Origin of the sequence: Glutamicibacter arilaitensis (genome assembly GCF_044793945.1) — a bacterium.
In the GTDB taxonomy this organism is placed as follows: domain Bacteria; phylum Actinomycetota; class Actinomycetes; order Actinomycetales; family Micrococcaceae; genus Glutamicibacter; species Glutamicibacter arilaitensis_B.
In genome coordinates, this window is record NZ_CP084994.1 from 2,977,019 (window position 1) to 2,994,096 (window position 17,078).

The following is a 17,078-nucleotide window of genomic DNA, read 5'->3' on the forward strand; positions in this document are numbered from 1 at the left end:
AAAGTGCTTGTTACTTGTCAACTAACACTAGTGCTAAAGGGTAAAAATCTAAGCGTGGTTCTCCACTGTTTCTTGGCGGAAACGCAGCTTCCAGCCCCGCTCCGTCTGCTGCCACCACGAGGAACAGACTAAGACCGAAGAGTTTTCCGGACTCATCCGGTAGGCGATCAGCACTAACCGGGAATCCAGCGGACGAGCGGTCAGTAGCTGCACCGGGCCGGTAGCCGGAAGTGCCCCGCCGGCGTCGAGGATTGAGCGCACGGTGGAGACGTCCAGTAGCGAACCGTCTCGGCAAACTTCCTGGTAGCTCGGGTGCAAAAAATCGCTGACCTCGGTGAAGTTCGCTCGCACCTGCGCGTCGAGCAGCCCCTGCTCTAATTCGAAGACGGTACTTGCGAGGTCCGCGGCTGGTTCGGGGGTAGCCTCGGCCGCCGGCGCCTCAGCTTGATCGAGTGTGCCACTAGGTGTTGAGCGCGAAGAACCGAGATAACCGGGCCCGCCATCTGGTTTCTTCCCGCTTTGATGTGCGGTGGCTGCAGCTCGGGCACGGTCATCGGCTTCCTCGTTGAGTTCGTGGCCGGCGTGGCCCTTGACCCATTCAAAGGTGTATTTGCGGCCAACGATCACCGTATCCAATTCACGCAGAATGTCCTGGTTGAGCACCGGCTTCCCGTCGGACTTCTTCCAGCCCTTTTTCTTCCACCCCGGCATCCACTTGGTGATGCAGTTGATGGCGTACTGAGAGTCGCAAAGGATTTTCAGTTCGGTATCGGGTTCTTTAGCCGTGGCGCGGAAGAGTTCCAGCACGGCTTGAAGTTCGCCCATATTGTTGGTTCCGTGATCCCAGCCCCCGGCTCCCCAGTTTTCTTCGTCGATATACCAGGCCCAACCGGCAGGTCCAGGGTTACCGAGTGCAGAACCGTCAGCTGCCGCAATGATCGTCATAGGAATAATCCTGCCATGTCCACCCCACAACTATGGGTGACTAGGTGTGCCATGTTCGGTTTTTAAAGGGCAAAGTCCCGGCGAAAACCGTAGGAGTTCTCGCCGGGACAGCGCTAGGACCGAATAATGCCTCGGTTCTGCGGGTTTGCCTTCGAATCAGCTAGGCAGGGTACATCGGATTATGTCCGGTGGCCACGCGCTCTTCGGCACGCACTTCGCCCGGTGCAGTGCCGTCAAGGAACGGGCCGGAATCTGCGAGCTCTTCGCGTCCGTGGGCTTCGAGCCAGTTGCTCAACTCGGGCCCCTTAGGCACGATCTGGGTGGGATTGATGTCTTCATGAACCACATAATAGTGCGCCTTGATCTGCTCAAAGTCTGTGGTGTCGCCGAACCCCGGGGTCTGGAACAGGTCGCGCGCGTAGCCCCACAAATTAGGCATGTCGATCAGCTTGTTGCGGTTGGCCTTGAAGTGCCCGTGGTAGACCGGGTCGAACCGAGCCAGCGTAGTGAACAAACGCACGTCGGCTTCGGTGATGTGGTCCCCCATCAGGAAGCGACGGGTTTCTAGCCGTTCTTCGAGGTAATCCAGTGTGGTGAAGAGCCGGTCATAGGCATCATTGTAGGACTGCTGGTCTCCAGCGAATCCGGCGCGGTAAACGCCGTTATTCACTTCGGTGAAGATGCGCTTGATCAGTGGCAGCATCTGATCAAGCTGATCCTCGGGAATCAGATTCGGCGCCCCCTCGCGGTGGAATTCCTTCCATTGCGTCGACATGTCCCAGGTGATTTGCGGGTAGTCGTTGGTCACCACTGCTCCGGTGGGAATATCCACAATTGCAGGAACCGTGATGCCGCGCGGGTAGTCCGCGAATCGCTTGAAATAGTTCTCCTGTACACGTTCGGTACCCAGCACTGGATCCTTGCCGCCCTCGTCCAGGTCGAAGGTCCAGCTGCGTGCGTCATGGGTTGGCCCGGGCAGGCCAATCGAAATCGCGTCTTCCAGTCCCAGGAGGCGACGCACAATCAGCGTGCGGTTAGCCCAGGGGCAGGCACGTGCCGCAACGAGGCGGTAGCGTCCGGCTTCCACCGGCCACAGCTGCGCGCCCTCACCGAGTCCGGCCTGCGGGTGGCCGATCGAGCTATTAGGCATGCCATCTGCGAAAGCTTCGGGGCGCGGGTCTGCCACGATGCGGTCCTGGATGTAATTGGTATCCCGGCTGAACTCGCCTCCGGTGACGTATGCACCTTTGGTCGAAAATTCTTTTGTCATTTCTCCCCTTGAAGCTTTTGGCTTAGTTCCGGCAAGGCTATTAGCTCTCAGGCTAACGCGCTGGGTTGGTTAAAAAGTAGTCAATTACTCAGAACTGCGAAAAGTTTGTCTACCGGCTTCTCGCAGTTCTTTGAATGGAATTTAGGCGTTGGCCATGACGCCAGAGCGCACGGTGTTCATCGCGGTAGTCCAAGAAATCAGCTGGTCGAACATCGGCTGGACCGAGGCGGCCGACTGTTCGGTCGGCTTGAATGCCGAGAAGTTTTCGAAGTCGGTGAACAGCGAGAACATGCCGGTCTTTTGCACGTGGGCCACTTGCAATTCGGAAAGAATTCCGCGCAGGTGTTCCACCGCACGCGCACCCATAGCCGATCCGTAGCCGACGATTCCGGCTGCCTTATTAGAGAATTCGGCGTTCAGGTAGGACAGCGCGTTAGCGAGGGCCGGAGCGATCGAGTGGTTGTATTCAGGGGTAACGAAGATGTAGCCGTCGAATTCAGCGATCTTGGCCGACCAGCTCTTCGTGGCTTCATTCTGGTAGTTCTGGTACGCAGCCGGGTAGGCCTCGTCCAGCAGTGGCAGGTTGAAATCGGCGATATCTACCAGCTCGTAGTTTGCGTCGTTGCGCTGCTGGGCCTGTTCCAGCACCCACTGTGCCACTCCAGCGTTGTTGCGACCTGGGCGGGTGGAACCGGTAATGATAGCGATCTTCAACATGTTTTTGCTCCCTCAAATTGTCATGTGCCCAACCATCATGGTTGACACGTCATCAAGTCTTGCTAAAAACAACATTACACGAGATAATTGATGTGTCAACAACTTTGCAGGCTTGCCCCGCAGTCACTACCAATTCAGGAGAATGCAAAACATGGGAACCGAAAACACCCGCTGGCTCAACGGCCGCGAACAAGATCTCTGGCGGACTATTCGAGAGTTCCTCTGGCAATTCCCAAGCGCAATGGACCGCCAGCTCACCCAGGACTCGGCCATGCAGTCTGGAGAATACTCCGTCCTCGCGGTGCTGTCCGAGGCGGAGGAATCCTCGCTACGCCCCGCCGAGGTTGCCCAAGAGCTGCGCTGGGATCGCTCCCGGCTTTCGCACCTATTGCGCCGTATGGAAGTCAAAGGCCTGATTACCCGCTGCTCCGATGCCTCGGATCGCCGCGGCCACCAAATCGGCTTATCCGAGCTGGGCTGGCAGGCGATTCGCGCGGCGGCTCCGAAGCACGTTGAGTTCATCCGCTCTTCGCTTTTCGACTCGCTCACAGCAGAGGAGAGCGCCGCCCTGGAAACTGCTCTGCCTAAAATTCTAGCGGCGATCGCACCACAAGGTGCAGACATGCCGCGGTGCGACTAGCTCACTTGCTGGGCAAACTCGCTGTTGCGCACTAGGCGAGCAAATTTCCCGTCGATTTTCACCAACTGCTCAAAGGTTCCAGACTCGATAATCCGCCCCTCGTCGAGCACCACAATCCGGTCTGCACGCAACACTGTACTCAGACGATGCGCAATCAGCAGCGTAGTGCGCCCGGAAGCCAATTGATCCAAGGCCTGCTGCACCAGCGCCTCGGTCACCGTATCCAGGGCACTGGTTGCCTCATCCAGCACCAAGACCTTCGGCCTGCGCAGCATGGTGCGCGCAATCGCCAGCCGTTGCTGCTCGCCACCGGAGAAGCGGTGCCCGCGTTGTCCGACCCGGGTATCCAAGCCCTCGGGCAACCCGCGAATCAGCTCCGCGATCTGCGCAGCTTCCAAGGCTTCCCACAACTGCTCCTCGCTGGCGTGCGGCGCTGCCCAAAGCAGATTTTCGCGCACGCTAGCGTGCAGCAGATAGCTTTCCTGCGCCACCACGGAGACCACCTCTGCAATGTCTTGCGGCTGCACCTCGCGAAGATCCACGCCGTCCAAGGTGACGCTGCCCGAGCTCGGATCTAACAACCGCGGCAGCAGCGAACCCATTGTTGATTTACCCGAACCGGTGGCCCCCACAATCGCGGTCATGGTTCCGGCCGCTAGCTTGAGGTTGATGTCATGCAAGGTGTTTGTTCGCGCCCCAGGGTAGCGGAAGCTCACATCTTTGAGCTCCAGTTCGCCGCGTATCTCGCCAGCCATGAGCTGGCGTGGATTACGCGGAACCGGCAGCGCTTGATCGGCGTCGAGGTATTCAAAGACTCGGCTGAATAGCGCCATCGCCGAGACCCACTGGATAGAGATGCTCATCAATCCCAGCACCGGGCGGAAGATTCCCGCCTGCAGTCCGGTAAAGGCCACCAAGGTGCCAATGCTCATACCTTCTCCGGTGACCGGAAGACCTGCCACAATGTAGAGAACCGCTGGAACTGCAGCAAAAATGATTGACATAGCGGCCATGCGCCAGCGGCCTGCCAAAGCGCTTTGCATCTCTAAATCGATGAGCTTTGAACTGGATTCGGTGAACTGCTCAGCGTCAAGTGTTCCGGTACCCATCACCTTGGCCAGGCGTACACCGGAGATGCTCAAGCGCTCTTCGATAATCGAAGTCAGCGTAGACATTTCCCGCTGCCGTTTTCCGGTGATCTTGCGCCGCAGTTTGGCGGTTTGCTTAGCCAGGATGATCGCAGGTGGCAGGACTACGAGCGAGATCAGGCTCAATTGCCAGGAAATAGCTACCATCGCGCAGGCGGTAGCCACCACGGTGGTCAAGTTGGAGGCGATCGAAGTCGCCGAGTTGGTGATCACCGATTGCATCTGACCAACGTCGTTAGTCAGCCGGGACTGCACCTCCCCCGACCGAGAGTTGGTGAAGAAGGCCAAGGATTGCTTCTGCAAGTGAGCGAACAGCCCGGTGCGCAATCCATGCATCACCTTCTGGCCCATGAGGGTCGCTCGCCACGTTTGAATCACGCCAAGCACCGCGTTGACCAAGGCAATGAGCACCAGTCCACCAGCCAGCGCCAGCAGAAGTTTGACATTCTGCTCGGGGATAGCCACGTCGATGAGTTCACGAATGATAAATGGTTGCGCCAGCCCAATCAGCGAAGAGGCCACGATCAACAGCATGACCAAGATGACTGTCTTCAGATGCGGCCGGAAGAGTCCAGCGATTCGGCGCAGCGAGACCGGATGCTCCGCCAACCATTCTTTATCTTGCTTCGAGTTACCCGGTCGTCCGCCGACGGGTCCACCCATTCCCATTGGAATCATGAGCACCTCCATTTATCTCCGCGTTCACAATCTAGAATAACAGAGGTTACCTCACTATGTGGTTCCATCTTGAATTTGTTGGGAAGAACACCCTATTCTTTAACCATGCCTACCCAAGAGTCCGGCCCTGACTTGGTCGACCTGTTCAACCGCAGCTCGCGCCTGCTTCGCGGCAAGTGGCGTCAAACGCTCACTCCATACGACATCACCCCGCATCAAGTACGAACTTTGATGCTGCTGGGACGCGAAGAAACTGAGGGAATGCGTAACTCTCAATTAGCCGAAAGACTGCACATTGCACCGCGCTCCACCACCGAGGTCATCGATCAGTTGGTAGCCAAGGAGCTGGCCAAACGCACCCCGGATCCTGCCGATCGTCGAGCCAGCCTGATTACGCTGACCGTCCCGGGCAAGGCCCTGTTGAAAATACTGCTCGAGGAACGCAAACATAGCCACGAGGAATTCTTCGCGACCCTCGGCGATGATGACCGCAACGAGCTAACCAGAATATTGGGTTTGCTCGTCGCAGATGCTCCAGCTAGACCCCGGTGCTAACGCAACATCATTGAGCAGAAATAGAGCAGCTCCCAACAGGAGAATTCCTGATGGGAGCTGCTCTATTCTTTAGTGGCTTCGACTAGTTCTCGGTCTTTCCGCGACGCCAGTAACCCATGAAGGCCACCTGCTTTCGGTCAATTCCCGCCTCGCGCACCAGATAGCGGCGCAGTTCCTTGACCATGCCTGCCTCACCGGCAATCCAGGCGTAGAACGGTGCAGATTCTGCAGCGCCGGTTTCCCAAAGGATCTGGGCATCCACGTCGATGTCTTCCGGATCCGCATCGGTGTGTACAGCACCAGCCGCCGGAATAGCGACCACGTCGCGGACGGCGGCCGAGAGCAGCGTACCGTGCTCGTTGGTGCCTCGAGTCAGCCACTGCACCGAAACTCCGGATCGAGTGGAGGCACCAAGAATATCGGTGGTCTCCGGAACCTCAATAAGTGCATGACCCGTCACGTTGGAAGGCAGTGCTTCCAGAATCGCGCAGATTGCGGGGGCGGCGGTCTCGTCACCGGCCAGGACTACTCGGCTGGCACCTCCCGGACGGAATTCGATTCCGCCGTAAGTTTCATCGCTCAGCGCCCGGTTCGGGCCAAGGAACAGCAGCTCGTCGCCAATCTGTGCTTTGTCGGCGAATTCGGTCGCCGGGCCGCCCTGCAGGCTGCCGTCGACAATCTTGCCATGCATCACAAAGTCGATATCCAGCTCGGCGGTATCCCCGAGATTGTCGCGGTGCCCCATCTCGCGGAAGGCACGCACCGTGTAGGTGCGCATATATCCGCGCGATGCTGGGTCGATGGATAGCCAGCGACGGTACCAGCCGTCCTGCTCCGCCGTGCTGGACAGGGCGCGCGGCCGCAAGGCTGCGATCTCCGGGGTCAAGGCCGAACCGCCGGCAGGCGGCAACAGGAGCTTGATCCGCATATCCAACGGGTGGCTGTTCGTTCCAAAGTGTTCGAGGTCGGTGCCGCCGATGGTGACCCGCCGGAAGGAAGGCGCCAGGTCCTGGGTGCGCACAACGGTGCACTGGTAGGCCAACGTTGACAGATGCTCGGCGCCCGGACGAACCTGCGTCTCCTGGTCTGCTTCCGGCTCGGCATCCGCATTCATAGGCGGTTGCGCCACCGGTTTGGGGCTCTGCGCAATATCCGAGGTGCGCACGATCCCCTGAGCCGCCAACACGTTCTCGGTGCGCAGCACACGGTGGCGACCAATCGGCAACACCAGCGGGGTACCTGCTACCGGGTCCGGTATCACCCTGCTGGGCATGCCGAATACGTCCTTAACGGTGCGTTCGGTGACCACATCATTCGGGTGGCCTGCGGCGTAGATCTTTCCCTCACGCAGCGCCACTAGGTGATCGGCATAGCGAGCGGCGAGGTTCAGGTCATGGAGCACAATCACCACCGTGATCCCACGGGTTCGATTCAACTCGCTGACCACGTCCAGCACCTCGAGCTGGTGGGCCACGTCCAAGAAGGTGGTGGGCTCATCCAGCAACAACAGTTCTGTCTCCTGGGCCAGGGCCATGGCGATCCACACTCGTTGGCGCTGTCCACCGGAGAGCTCATCGACCGCGCGGTCTGCCAGTTCCATGGTGCCGGTCAGGTCCAGGGCGCGATTAACCGCCGCCTCATCTTCCGGGCCGAAGCGCTTGAACAATCCTTGGTGCGGGTAGCGGCCACGGCTAATGAGCTCGCGAGCGGTAATCCCATCCGGTGCGGTAGGCGACTGCGGAAGCAGCCCCAAGGTCCGGGCCACCTCTTTGGCGGGGCGTGTGTGAATATCTTGCCCGTCGAGCAGCACCTGGCCACCGGCCGGGCGCATCAAGCGCGACAGCGCCCGCAACAGGGTAGATTTGCCGCAGCCGTTGGCTCCGACAATAATAGTCACCTCCCCGGTGGGGATGTCCAAGGACAGTTCGTCCACGATGGTGACCTTGTCATAGGCCAGGGTCAGATCGTTTGCCTGAAGTTGGGCCATGGGTTATCCCCCGCTTCCTGTTGAGTTGGAACGCACCAGCACCCAAATCAGGAATGGTGCGCCGAATGCACCGGTGATCACGCCCACCGGTAAAGACAAATCCGAAAACAGATTTGCGGCGAAAAAGTTTGCAACGACCACTATGACCGCACCTGTCAGCCCCGCAAGCCAAATATTTATGGCACCCCGAGTCAAAGCTGCGGTGATCGGGCCTGCAAGAAACGCTACGAACGACAGTGGTCCGGTGACTGCAATGGGAATGGCGCCAAATGCCACGGCAACGAAGACCAGCAAGATGCGTGCCCTGGAAACGTTGAGGCCCAAGGCGGCTGCCGCGTCATCTCCGAGCTCCAGCAGCTTGAGCTGCCGCACCACAAGCGGAAGCAAGCAGAGCGCAAGTATTCCCAAGGTCACCAGCAGAATCGTGGCACGTTCCCAGGTGCTCGGCGCGAGCGACCCGGTCAGCCAGCGCATCGCATCCCCGGCGGTGTTCAATTGAGCCTGCGTGAGCAAGTACTGGATGATTGCCTGCAGCATCGCACCGATGGCCAGCCCGGCCAAGATGAGCCTGGAACCGGTGCGCTTGCCCGATGCGGAGAGCCAGTAGATCAAGGCAGCCACGGCCAAGCCGCCTGCCAACGCCGCGGCATTCAACTGCCACCCGGTGGTGCCAAAGTAGATCAGCGCCACAATGGCGCCGGTAGCCGCTCCGTAGCCCACGCCGATCACATCAGGGCTCGCTAACGGGTTGGCCAGCCACCGTTGGAAGAGCGAACCCGAAATTCCCAGCCCTGCCCCGGCAAGTGCACCCACCGCAATGCGAGGCAACCGATCTTCTAACAGGATGAAGCTGGTCCCGGGCACCGTTTCACCGGAGAAGACCGCGATGATCTCCTCTGCGGGAAGCCTGTCTCGGCCCCAGAAAATATAGGCCGCTGATGCTGCCACGAAAGCCAGGATCAGCCAGAGCGCGCTGGACAGCACTCGCTGTTTTCTTCGGGCGGGGAGGATACTTTGCATTGGTGCCATTACAGGGTCACCGACTTCATACCGCTACGCATCATGATGATAAACAGTGGCGCACCCAGAATTGCGCACATCACGCCAACCTGAATTTCGCCCGGCGGATTGATCAACCGGCCCAAGGTGTCGGCCACCAGCAGCAGGATCGGTCCGGCGATAATGCTCGCAGGCATCAGCCAACGATAGTCCGAGCCCACCAGAAGTCGCACCGCGTGCGGAATCATCAGACCTACGAAGGCAATGGGCCCGGCCACCGCGGTAGCGGTTCCCACCAGCAGCACGATGCCCACCGACCCGAAGACTCGGGCACGTCCCAGCCGGAAGCCCAACGCGGTTGCCGAATCCTCGCCCATGGCCACTGCGTTGGAAACCCGCGCGGTGCCCAGCACGATCAACGCACCCACCGCAACGACCGGAATGACCATCAGGTACGTGTCAACGCCTCTGGCCGCCAGCGTGCCGATTTGCCAGAAGCGGAACTCATCCAAGGCCAAAGTTGAAACCATCAATACCGCGCTGGTTACCGCGGTGAAACCCACCGAGAGGGCCGCGCCAGACAGGGCAAGCTTGATTGGTGTGGCACCTTCACGCCCCACGCTGGCCACCACATAAACCAAGGCCATCACCACAGCGGAGCCAAGGAAAGCGGCGATCATGGTGCCGGTCAGGGAAGTCATTCCAAAGAAGGCGATACCCGAAACGACTGCGAGGGCCGCCCCGGCATTCAATCCAAGAATTCCCGAGTCCGCCAACGGGTTACGGGTCAATCCCTGCATGGCGGCGCCAGAGAGTCCCAGAGCCGCGCCGACAACGATTCCACCCACCGTACGGGCAATCCGAGAGTGCACCACAACGTGGTCGGGGGCGCTGTCGTCAAAGTTTGAAAAAGATTCCACAAGTGTTGCCAGCGGAACCGGGCGCGCACCAAAAATCAGCGAGGCGACCACCGCTAGGGCCAGCACCGCCAGCAGGCACAGGCAGGCGATAACCTTACGCCCCAGCTTAATCTTCGGCGCGGTGACGCGCTTGGTACTATCGGTGGCCGTCATTGCTTCCTACACTCGTTGCTATGGAACATCTTGCTTTTCCCACCGTACTGTCCCCTGGAATTGCCGTACTCCGCGCGGATAATCCCTCGGAGATGACCTTGGACGGGACAAATACCTACCTGCTCTTCGACCCGCAGACTACCGAACTGAGCCACGACACCGAAGTCGTGGTGGTGGATCCGGGCCCCGATTTGCCTGAGCATCTGCACGCGTTGGCGGCCTTTGATGTCCGAATGATTCTTTTGACGCACCGCCATGCGGATCATTCCGGCGGGATCCCGTTGCTGCACGAACTGACCGGTGCACCGGTTCGAGCTAAACTCGCCGAATTCTGTCGGAATGCCGAACCGCTGCGCGATGGCGAGCAGCTCAATGTCTGCACAACCACCCTTAGCGTGCTCTTCACCCCGGGCCATACCTCTGACTCGGTGTGCTTTGTCCGCGAGGGCAAGCAGGGTGCGTTGTTCACCGGAGATACCGTGCTCGGCCGCGGAACCACAATTCTTGAGCATCCGGATGGAACGCTGGCCGACTACCTGGGCTCGTTGGAACGGCTTTCGGCACTGGCAGACGTTCCGCTGCATCCGGCCCACGGCGAGCAGCATGCTGGCTCGCATAAATTGCTGGCGGCCTATCGGGATCACCGCGAGACTCGGCTGGAGCAAGTTCGAGTAGCGCTGGGGAAACTCGGCAAGGCCGGGGCAGACGCCAAGCCAGCCGATTTGCTGGATCTTGTCTACCCCGACCTGGATCCGCGCCTGATCGGTGCGGCTAGTAGCTCCTTGGAAGCGCAATTGCACTACTTGGCGGTAAATTCTTAAGGCTTACTTTGCCGCGTTCTCTGCGGCCTTGGCGATGGTGGGCACCACGTTCTCGATTGCCCATTCAATGGACAGCGGGGATGCTGCCGAGACCGAAAGAACTGCCTGATCATTACCGAGGATTGCCACCGAATCGGTTGCTACCGCAGGAAGCTGGCCGTAGAGCTTGTTGCTCTTGACCACTTCGTCAATGCCATCCCCGGCGAGCGCCGAGGCAAAAATGACGTCTGCCTCTAATTCATTGGCGCGCTCTGGGGACCATTCGAAGAAGAACGCGTCCTTAGGAGTGTTCTTGGTGACGATTTCAGCCTGCTTCATGCCCAGCGAAGTCAGGAAGCGTGGGCGGTTGTCCCCCGTGGCATAGACGTACATGGTCTTCGGGCTAGAGAGATCTACCGATGCGAAGGTTGAGTCTTTCAGCGCAGGGTACTTTTCCGTCTGCGCCGACAGCTCGCCTTCCAAGTCCGAGACCAGCTTGTCCGCTTCCTCGCTCTTGCCCAGCAAGTCGCCGGCCGCTTCGGTGGTGGCCTGCCAGCTGGTGAGGTAGTTCGCCTTCAGCGGTCCCACGGTCGGAGCGATCTTGGAGAGTTTGTCGTACTGCTCCTGAGTCAGTCCCGAGTAGGCCGCGAAGATCACGTCTGGATTGGACCGGGCAATCTCGTCAAAGTTCACGCCGTCGGCGATGTCGTACTGGGTCGGTGCCTCTTCCGAGCCGATGGAAGCGCCCAGCTCCTCAAGCTTCGCGTCCTTCCAGTCGGTCGAGTTGTTGGCGTTCTGCCCATAGGCATCAGTATCCATACCCACCGGAACCGTACCCAGCGCCAACAGCGCGTCTGCGTTGACCCATGAAATGGTTGCTACCTTGGTTGGCTTCTCGGTGATCGTGGTTTCACCGTAGATGTGCTTAATGCTCACCGGAGCGTAACTTGACTCAGCAGTAGCCGAGGCGGTTGGTTCCGAAGAGGAAGCCGAGCCACAGGCGCTGAGGCCTAGTGCCAAAATTGCGGAGGATGCGGCCAGCAGGCCAGCACGGCGCGAAATTTTCATGGGTCATAATCCAGACGTTGCGAGTTGTCATGAGATAAAGGTTACTTAGGTTAGCCTATGCGAACCGCATGCAACATTACGCTGATTCTGTTTCAATACGCAACATGAAGGACATGTAATCCACGTCTCATTGCCCGCAATTGCTTTAGTTACGCCTAACGTTTCCTGTTTCATTAGTCACGACGTGGGCTACCCGGCAACAATCGGCGTGGATCTGCAATATTAAGCGATACCCGAATCATCAGCAGTCCAGCCACCAGTACCACCAGCACTGTGCCAACGGTCAGCGGTTTCATCAATAGCGCCAGCGATGCAAAAGGCAGAACCAGCACCACAGATGCCACAGCGAATCCGATCGCCACGGTCAGTGCCGGGATCATCAGGCTTTTGACCCGGGCTGCGTTGATCACCCCTAAATCCATCCCGAGCTTATTCAGTCCGGAGTACAGCTCTTCGCGGTCCAACGTGCCTGCGCACTGGCTGATGGCCGCCGAAATTACGACGCAGATCAGCGCAAGACCGAGCGTCACCAGCACGCCGGTGAGCACATCCGTGCCTAAATAGTCTTCCCACGTTCCGGTCGCCTGAGCATCGCCAAAGTCGAACATGGCCGCTCCGGTACCGCCGATCACCGCCACGAAGGCGGCCATGGCTACGCCCGAAACTTGACGCCAGGCGGCCACCGGAGATTCAAGAATCATCCGGGCGGCCAGCAGCTGCTCCGCGCTCGTTGCCTTATTCAGCTTCGACTTCCCCACCTTGGCCACCAGCCACGGTCCAATAAGATTCAGCGCCAGCAGGCCCAGGGCGAATCCTCCGATAATGATCGCGATCAGCACGCCCAAATCAACCGGAAGCAGACCTACATTGGTGAAGAGCGCATAAAGCACCACGATGCTTCCCAGCGTAATCACCGCACGCAGCCAGCTGGGCACCGGGGCCACGCGCCTGGTCGCCACGGCGAGCGGGGTAATTACCAGCTTGCGCAGTCCAGCCAGCGCGCTAATCACCGCAAGCAGTACGACGGCCAGAACTGCCAAGGCGGCAGCACCCGCAGGCAGGTAGATCCCCGTCCCGATGGCTTCGCCTTGGAATGGAACCAGCGCCACGGCCGGAGCAAGCGCAAGATACAGCACCACACCGAACAGGGCCCCAACCAGCGCCGTTGCCCCCGCTTGGGCGACGGCTACCGCGCGCACTTGAAAACCGGTGGCACCCAATAACCTCAGGGAAGACAGGGCCCGGTCCTGGGCACGGGCGGAAAGCTTGGCAGCCGAGGAGCCAAGCACGAGCAAGGGAACAATGAGCAAGACCAAGGCGAATGCCGCCAGGGGAACATAGAAGCTCTGCGCTTCACCGTCGAGTTTCGTGAACGACCAGGCCCCGCCGAGCACTATGAGCACCATCGCGCTGACCATTGTGTAGGCGCCTACGGTGAGCAGCTGCGGGGTGCGGCTGGCGCTGGTGGGCCTCCCCAGGAGCCATGCCATATGCAAGATGTTCATGAGCGGTGTCCTCCAACAAACGCATCATCGGCGGTGATCTTTCCATCCTGTAGCGTCAGGACACGATCGCAGCGTGCGGCAACCTGCCGATCATGGGTGACCATGACCAAGGTCTTGCCCGCTCCAACGGTGCACCGCAGCAGGGTGTCGAGCACCTCGGTGCCGGTGACCGAATCCAGGGCACCGGTCGGTTCGTCGGCAAAGACAACGCTGGCCCCGGTGACCTGCGCCCGTGCGATCGCCACGCGCTGGGATTGCCCGCCGGAAAGCTGGCCAATCCGGCGCTGCTCCATTCCTGCAAGGCCCAGCTGCCCCAAGGTGTCCACGGCGCGCGCGATTGCTGCGCCGCGTGGCACACCATTGATCATGAGAGCCATCGCCACATTTTCTTCGGCCGTGAGCTCGGGAATCAATAGCCCCGACTGAAAAACGAATCCGAACGCCTCGCGGCGCAATTTGGTTCGCGCGGTGTCTTTGAGCTGATCGATCTGGAGTGGTGCTTGGCCGGGAAGGTTCAGTGCCACCGTGCCTGAGTCCGGCAGTTCGATGCCGGCTAAGGCGTAGAGCAACGTGGACTTTCCCGAACCGGAGGGGCCCATGATGGCCACCGCGGTCCCGCGGCCCAGATCAACATCGATGTTGTCCAGCGCGAATGTGGTGCCATAGCTGCGGGTGAGCCCTCTGGCGGAAATTAGTGGATTGGAAACCTTCGAATTCTGAAGCATATTTCAATGTTCCCAAGTCCGCCGGCTTTGCACCTCGGAGCACCGATTGAGTTCTTGGTGGGCGATCTCATCCCGCGGTAGGAGCCAGCTCACCGCGCTTGAAGCCATCTCGCAGTAGGCTCGATAGCGATGAAGCTCGAACTGTATACCCAGCCTTTCTGCGCCCCGTGCATTCGGACCCGGCAGATAGTCCTGCGCGCCCAAAAGTTGCTCCCGCAGTTATCCGTTGAAGAGATCGATGTCGTCGAGCAGGTCGCCCGTGGTCAGGAAATGGGAGTGACTTCAACACCGGTGATCCGCTTGCTCTCCAACGGCGAAGAGCGCTTTCGGGCCAGCGACACCCCTACGCTGCAGCAATTATTAGCGGCTATCGCCCACGTCAGCGACTAGGCTCACGCACCGTCAACAGCGATGCTGCACCGGTTCGCGGACTTTATGGGGAACAATGGATCAGGTGACTAGCGTGCCTAAGATTGACCATGAATGCTTCCAACGAGTGTTGGCGGATTCCTCCAACCGCATCGAATGGTTGCGAGCACGGGCACAAGGCATCACCGCCACCGACGTGGCCAAGCTATCCACCGAGAAGTCCATCCGCAATGCCGCTTGGGACAAGCTCTACGGCTCAGGGTTCTCCGGAAATACCTACACCGATCACGGACGACGCCGCGAACCGGTGATCGCCGCCTGGGTGCAGGAGAACTTCAATATTTTCCCGTCCTCCCAGCTTTTCTACTCGCAGCATTCCCGGCTGCATCTGGCAACCCCCGATGGTTTGGGGTTCGACGAGGACGGCTCTCCGGTGCTCGCGGAAATCAAGACCACCAATAAGCCGTTTAAGAAGATCCCGAAGAACTACCTACGCCAGGTGCTCTGGCAGCAGCACGTCATCGGCGCGCAGCGGACCTTATTCGTCTGGGAACAGCACCATAATTTCGTCCCAGTTCAGGCAGTACCGGAGTTCATTTGGATCGAACGCGACGATTCGATGATCCAAGACCTCATCGACAAGGCCGAATTGCTTATTGAAGCGCTGCGCGAGTCGACCTCCCGCGAGCAGCAGTATCTCGACTACAGCCCGGCCGCGCTTCACCTCTAGAGCGCTGCGCGCACGTTACACATTGGGATTTTGTATGGTGCGTGGATCTGGCAGACATTCCGGGTAGCTTTGCACCAGCTCGCTCAAGAGCTTCTCTCGCAGCATGTTGCGCAGGTTCCACAAGTCTCCCGGGTCCCTGGAAGATAAATAAATGGTCACCGTCTGCAACCCGCCGTAGGTATCGGTCACGAGCAGGCTATTACTGCGACCATCCCACCAATCCGAAGATTCAAGCAATTCGGTGGTGCGCGTACGGAGGTATTCGATCGGTGCGTTGAGCTTCAACTGCAGGGTGATATTTCCGTCGATTTCGGTACTGCGCCGAGACCAGTTCTCAAATGGCGTGGTGGTGAAATAGGTCGAAGGCAGGATCATGCGACGGCCGTCGATCAGGAGCACCACCACATAGGTCAGCGTAATTTCTTCGACAGTGCCGCGCTCGGCTTCCACCACCACGATGTCATCCACGCGCACCGAATCGGTAAAAGCAATCTGCAAACCGGCGAACACGTTGGCAAGCGAGGACTGCACGGCAAGACCAACAACCACCGAGACCAGGCCAGCAGAAGCGAGAATACCCGCGCCCAACGCCCTGACTTGCTCAATTGTCAGCAACACCGCGGCTACCGCAAGGATGCACAAAACCGCGATCAGCACTCGGCGCAGCAGTCCCACCTGGGTTTGCACCTTGGCCAGTCGCCGGCCGGGACCAAAGCGGCTTCTGATCCTTGCCAGCACTACTTCTTCAACGATCTTCACCAGCACGATAATCAGCCAGGTGAGGAAGAAGACCAAACAGATCAGCAGCGAAAACTGCCATATCTTGTAGCCATCGATTCCTCTATGGAAGGCAAGGAATGACGTCTTGAGAATGATCGAGGCGAAGGTGCCGAAAATCGGGATCCGTGCGCCCTTGACCTTGATCTCACCGAGCCCGATGCGTTGGAAAATGCGGTGCGTTATCCCGCTGATTACGAAGGCAAGGATCGCTGCAATGGTTAATCCAACGGCGATAACGGCCAGAAATTGCAACGATTCAGGTAGGAACCTGGAAACTTCAATTACATCGTCGACAGTGTCATCGATAGGTGCAGATGGGCTTGGCAACATCCTTAAAGCATGTCACATGACCCTAGCCGAAGGCTGTGCGACACCTTGAGTAAACCCTGAGGAGCTCACCCGTATTACGGAAGCGCACCAGATGAATTCCAGTTAATCTCAGGCTATTGCACCTAGTTGGCGACGGGTCTTTAGTAGTCTTGAGGGCTCGTACCGGGCTCTATGGCGCAATCGATAGAAAGCCGGTGGTTTACATGCGCCGCACCAAACTCGGATTACTAACAGCTCTCGCTGCGGCAACGATGCTCACGGTGACTCCCGTGGCGGCAGCCGCCCCGGTGGCCAACTCCGCGACCGCTTGCGAAACCGTTTATTGGGGTTCATTCGCCAAAACCTCGAACATCTCAACCACGTCGTCAATGACCAATATCCGTACCGGACACCACACTTGCTTTGACCGTATGGTCCTGGATCTGAGCGGCAAGCCGGCCGGCTATTCGGTGAAATACGTCAGCGCGCTGACCGGAATCGGATCGGGACAGGCGGTGCCCACCACGGGTGGGGCCAAGCTGGAAATTCTCTTGAAGGCCGCTACCAGCCCGAACTACAACCCGGGCGCTACCGTGAAGACACTGAACTATCAGACCTTCCGCCAACAAGTCTGGCTAGGTAGTTTTGAAGGTCAAACGAAGATCGGAGTATCCACGCGGGCACGGCTTCCCATGAGGGCATTTGTCCTGTCCGGCCCGGGTAATGGATCGCGTTTGGTCATCGATGTAGCTCACTATTGGTACTAGCCTGTGCCCGCGC

The 17,078-nt window shown here is 59.0% G+C and carries 17 protein-coding genes; 6 read left to right on the plus strand and 11 right to left on the minus strand.

Translation table 11 applies throughout. From position 1 onward, the window contains the following. Positions 1-48: 48 nt before the first annotated feature. The 3 genes from LG294_RS14010 to LG294_RS14020 form a co-directional block, all read right to left on the minus strand. Positions 49-945 (minus strand): RNase H family protein, encoded by an 897-nt coding sequence (locus LG294_RS14010; RefSeq protein WP_404286707.1) that lies wholly within the window; start codon positions 943-945, stop codon positions 49-51. Positions 946-1,105: 160 nt separating this feature from the next. Next, entirely contained in the window at positions 1,106-2,215 is a 1,110-nt protein-coding gene (locus tag LG294_RS14015) for a glutathione S-transferase family protein (protein ID WP_404286709.1), read from the minus strand. A gap of 141 nt (positions 2,216-2,356) precedes the next feature. After that, positions 2,357-2,932 (minus strand): NADPH-dependent FMN reductase, encoded by a 576-nt coding sequence (locus LG294_RS14020; RefSeq protein WP_404286711.1) that lies wholly within the window; start codon positions 2,930-2,932, stop codon positions 2,357-2,359. Between the two features lie 151 nt (positions 2,933-3,083). Here LG294_RS14020 and LG294_RS14025 point away from each other — a divergent pair, with 151 nt between their 5' ends. Beyond that, positions 3,084-3,572, plus strand: coding sequence for a MarR family winged helix-turn-helix transcriptional regulator (locus LG294_RS14025; protein ID WP_404286713.1), 489 nt, complete (start codon positions 3,084-3,086; stop codon positions 3,570-3,572). Here the strand turns inward: LG294_RS14025 and LG294_RS14030 are convergent. Next, complete coding sequence (locus LG294_RS14030) at positions 3,569-5,398, minus strand: ABC transporter ATP-binding protein (protein WP_404286715.1); 1,830 nt, start codon at positions 5,396-5,398, stop codon at positions 3,569-3,571. The genes LG294_RS14025 and LG294_RS14030 overlap by 4 nt on opposite strands. Positions 5,399-5,503: 105 nt before the next feature. On the opposite strand from LG294_RS14030, the gene LG294_RS14035 reads away from it, so the two are divergent. Continuing rightward, positions 5,504-5,953 (plus strand): MarR family winged helix-turn-helix transcriptional regulator, encoded by a 450-nt coding sequence (locus tag LG294_RS14035; protein WP_404286717.1) that lies wholly within the window; start codon positions 5,504-5,506, stop codon positions 5,951-5,953. A gap of 82 nt (positions 5,954-6,035) precedes the next feature. Here the strand turns inward: LG294_RS14035 and LG294_RS14040 are convergent, their stop codons facing one another. The 3 genes from LG294_RS14040 to LG294_RS14050 are packed head-to-tail and all read right to left on the minus strand — an operon-like array spanning position 6,036 to position 10,012. Next, the gene (locus LG294_RS14040; RefSeq protein WP_404286719.1) at positions 6,036-7,940 is read right to left on the minus strand and encodes an SIP domain-containing protein; all 1,905 of its coding nucleotides are present in this window, start codon (positions 7,938-7,940) and stop codon (positions 6,036-6,038) included. 3 nt (positions 7,941-7,943) lie between these two features. Continuing rightward, positions 7,944-8,960, minus strand: coding sequence for a FecCD family ABC transporter permease (locus LG294_RS14045; RefSeq protein ID WP_404286721.1), 1,017 nt, complete (start codon positions 8,958-8,960; stop codon positions 7,944-7,946). A gap of 8 nt (positions 8,961-8,968) precedes the next feature. Further along, complete coding sequence (locus LG294_RS14050) at positions 8,969-10,012, minus strand: FecCD family ABC transporter permease (protein WP_404286723.1); 1,044 nt, start codon at positions 10,010-10,012, stop codon at positions 8,969-8,971. Between the two features lie 20 nt (positions 10,013-10,032). On the opposite strand from LG294_RS14050, the gene LG294_RS14055 reads away from it, so the two are divergent. Further along, positions 10,033-10,833 carry an MBL fold metallo-hydrolase gene (locus LG294_RS14055; RefSeq protein ID WP_404286725.1) on the plus strand — a complete coding sequence of 267 codons (801 nt, stop codon included), beginning with the start codon at positions 10,033-10,035 and terminating at the stop codon, positions 10,831-10,833. Positions 10,834-10,836: 3 nt separating this feature from the next. Here LG294_RS14055 and LG294_RS14060 read toward each other — a convergent pair whose 3' ends face one another. The 3 genes from LG294_RS14060 to LG294_RS14070 form a co-directional block, all read right to left on the minus strand. Next, on the minus strand, positions 10,837-11,880 hold the full coding sequence (locus tag LG294_RS14060) for an ABC transporter substrate-binding protein (RefSeq protein ID WP_404286727.1): 1,044 nt from the start codon (positions 11,878-11,880) through the stop codon (positions 10,837-10,839). Positions 11,881-12,053: 173 nt separating this feature from the next. Then, a complete protein-coding gene (locus LG294_RS14065) occupies positions 12,054-13,385 on the minus strand; it encodes an FtsX-like permease family protein (protein ID WP_404286729.1) in 1,332 nt (443 codons plus the stop codon). Next, on the minus strand, positions 13,382-14,110 hold the full coding sequence (locus LG294_RS14070) for an ABC transporter ATP-binding protein (RefSeq protein WP_404286731.1): 729 nt from the start codon (positions 14,108-14,110) through the stop codon (positions 13,382-13,384). The genes LG294_RS14065 and LG294_RS14070 overlap by 4 nt, the downstream gene beginning before the upstream one ends. Before the next feature lie 129 nt (positions 14,111-14,239). On the opposite strand from LG294_RS14070, the gene LG294_RS14075 reads away from it, so the two are divergent. Both LG294_RS14075 and LG294_RS14080 read left to right on the plus strand, forming a co-directional pair. Next, complete coding sequence (locus LG294_RS14075; protein WP_404286733.1) at positions 14,240-14,500, plus strand: glutaredoxin family protein; 261 nt, start codon at positions 14,240-14,242, stop codon at positions 14,498-14,500. Between the two features lie 73 nt (positions 14,501-14,573). Next, positions 14,574-15,209: a YqaJ viral recombinase family protein gene (locus LG294_RS14080; RefSeq protein ID WP_404286735.1), complete on the plus strand. Its 636-nt coding sequence runs from the start codon at positions 14,574-14,576 to the stop codon at positions 15,207-15,209. A 15-nt stretch (positions 15,210-15,224) separates the two neighbouring features. On the opposite strand, the gene LG294_RS14085 is transcribed toward LG294_RS14080, so the two are convergent. Further along, entirely contained in the window at positions 15,225-16,319 is a 1,095-nt protein-coding gene (locus LG294_RS14085) for a mechanosensitive ion channel family protein (protein WP_404286737.1), read from the minus strand. 203 nt (positions 16,320-16,522) lie between these two features. On the opposite strand from LG294_RS14085, the gene LG294_RS14090 reads away from it, so the two are divergent. Beyond that, positions 16,523-17,065, plus strand: a complete 543-nt coding sequence (locus tag LG294_RS14090; RefSeq protein ID WP_404286739.1) for a hypothetical protein — start codon at positions 16,523-16,525, stop codon at positions 17,063-17,065. Positions 17,066-17,078 lie beyond the last annotated feature (13 nt).

Excerpts from the sequence above, each read along its gene's own strand:
- LG294_RS14085 (WP_404286737.1), bottom strand. The coding sequence starts at position 16,319 with ATGTTGCCAAGCCCATCTGCACCTATCGATGACACTGTCGACGATGTA.
- LG294_RS14090 (WP_404286739.1), top strand. The coding sequence starts at position 16,523 with ATGCGCCGCACCAAACTCGGATTACTAACAGCTCTCGCTGCGGCAACG.
- LG294_RS14060 (WP_404286727.1), bottom strand. The coding sequence starts at position 11,880 with ATGAAAATTTCGCGCCGTGCTGGCCTGCTGGCCGCATCCTCCGCAATT.
- LG294_RS14075 (WP_404286733.1), top strand. The coding sequence starts at position 14,240 with ATGAAGCTCGAACTGTATACCCAGCCTTTCTGCGCCCCGTGCATTCGG.
- LG294_RS14010 (WP_404286707.1), bottom strand. The coding sequence starts at position 945 with ATGACGATCATTGCGGCAGCTGACGGTTCTGCACTCGGTAACCCTGGA.
- LG294_RS14035 (WP_404286717.1), top strand. The coding sequence starts at position 5,504 with ATGCCTACCCAAGAGTCCGGCCCTGACTTGGTCGACCTGTTCAACCGC.
- LG294_RS14025 (WP_404286713.1), top strand. The coding sequence starts at position 3,084 with ATGGGAACCGAAAACACCCGCTGGCTCAACGGCCGCGAACAAGATCTC.
- LG294_RS14045 (WP_404286721.1), bottom strand. The coding sequence starts at position 8,960 with ATGCAAAGTATCCTCCCCGCCCGAAGAAAACAGCGAGTGCTGTCCAGC.
- LG294_RS14015 (WP_404286709.1), bottom strand. The coding sequence starts at position 2,215 with ATGACAAAAGAATTTTCGACCAAAGGTGCATACGTCACCGGAGGCGAG.
- LG294_RS14020 (WP_404286711.1), bottom strand. The coding sequence starts at position 2,932 with ATGTTGAAGATCGCTATCATTACCGGTTCCACCCGCCCAGGTCGCAAC.
- LG294_RS14070 (WP_404286731.1), bottom strand. The coding sequence starts at position 14,110 with ATGCTTCAGAATTCGAAGGTTTCCAATCCACTAATTTCCGCCAGAGGG.
- LG294_RS14065 (WP_404286729.1), bottom strand. The coding sequence starts at position 13,385 with ATGAACATCTTGCATATGGCATGGCTCCTGGGGAGGCCCACCAGCGCC.
- LG294_RS14050 (WP_404286723.1), bottom strand. The coding sequence starts at position 10,012 with ATGACGGCCACCGATAGTACCAAGCGCGTCACCGCGCCGAAGATTAAG.
- LG294_RS14055 (WP_404286725.1), top strand. The coding sequence starts at position 10,033 with ATGGAACATCTTGCTTTTCCCACCGTACTGTCCCCTGGAATTGCCGTA.
- LG294_RS14030 (WP_404286715.1), bottom strand. The coding sequence starts at position 5,398 with ATGATTCCAATGGGAATGGGTGGACCCGTCGGCGGACGACCGGGTAAC.
- LG294_RS14040 (WP_404286719.1), bottom strand. The coding sequence starts at position 7,940 with ATGGCCCAACTTCAGGCAAACGATCTGACCCTGGCCTATGACAAGGTC.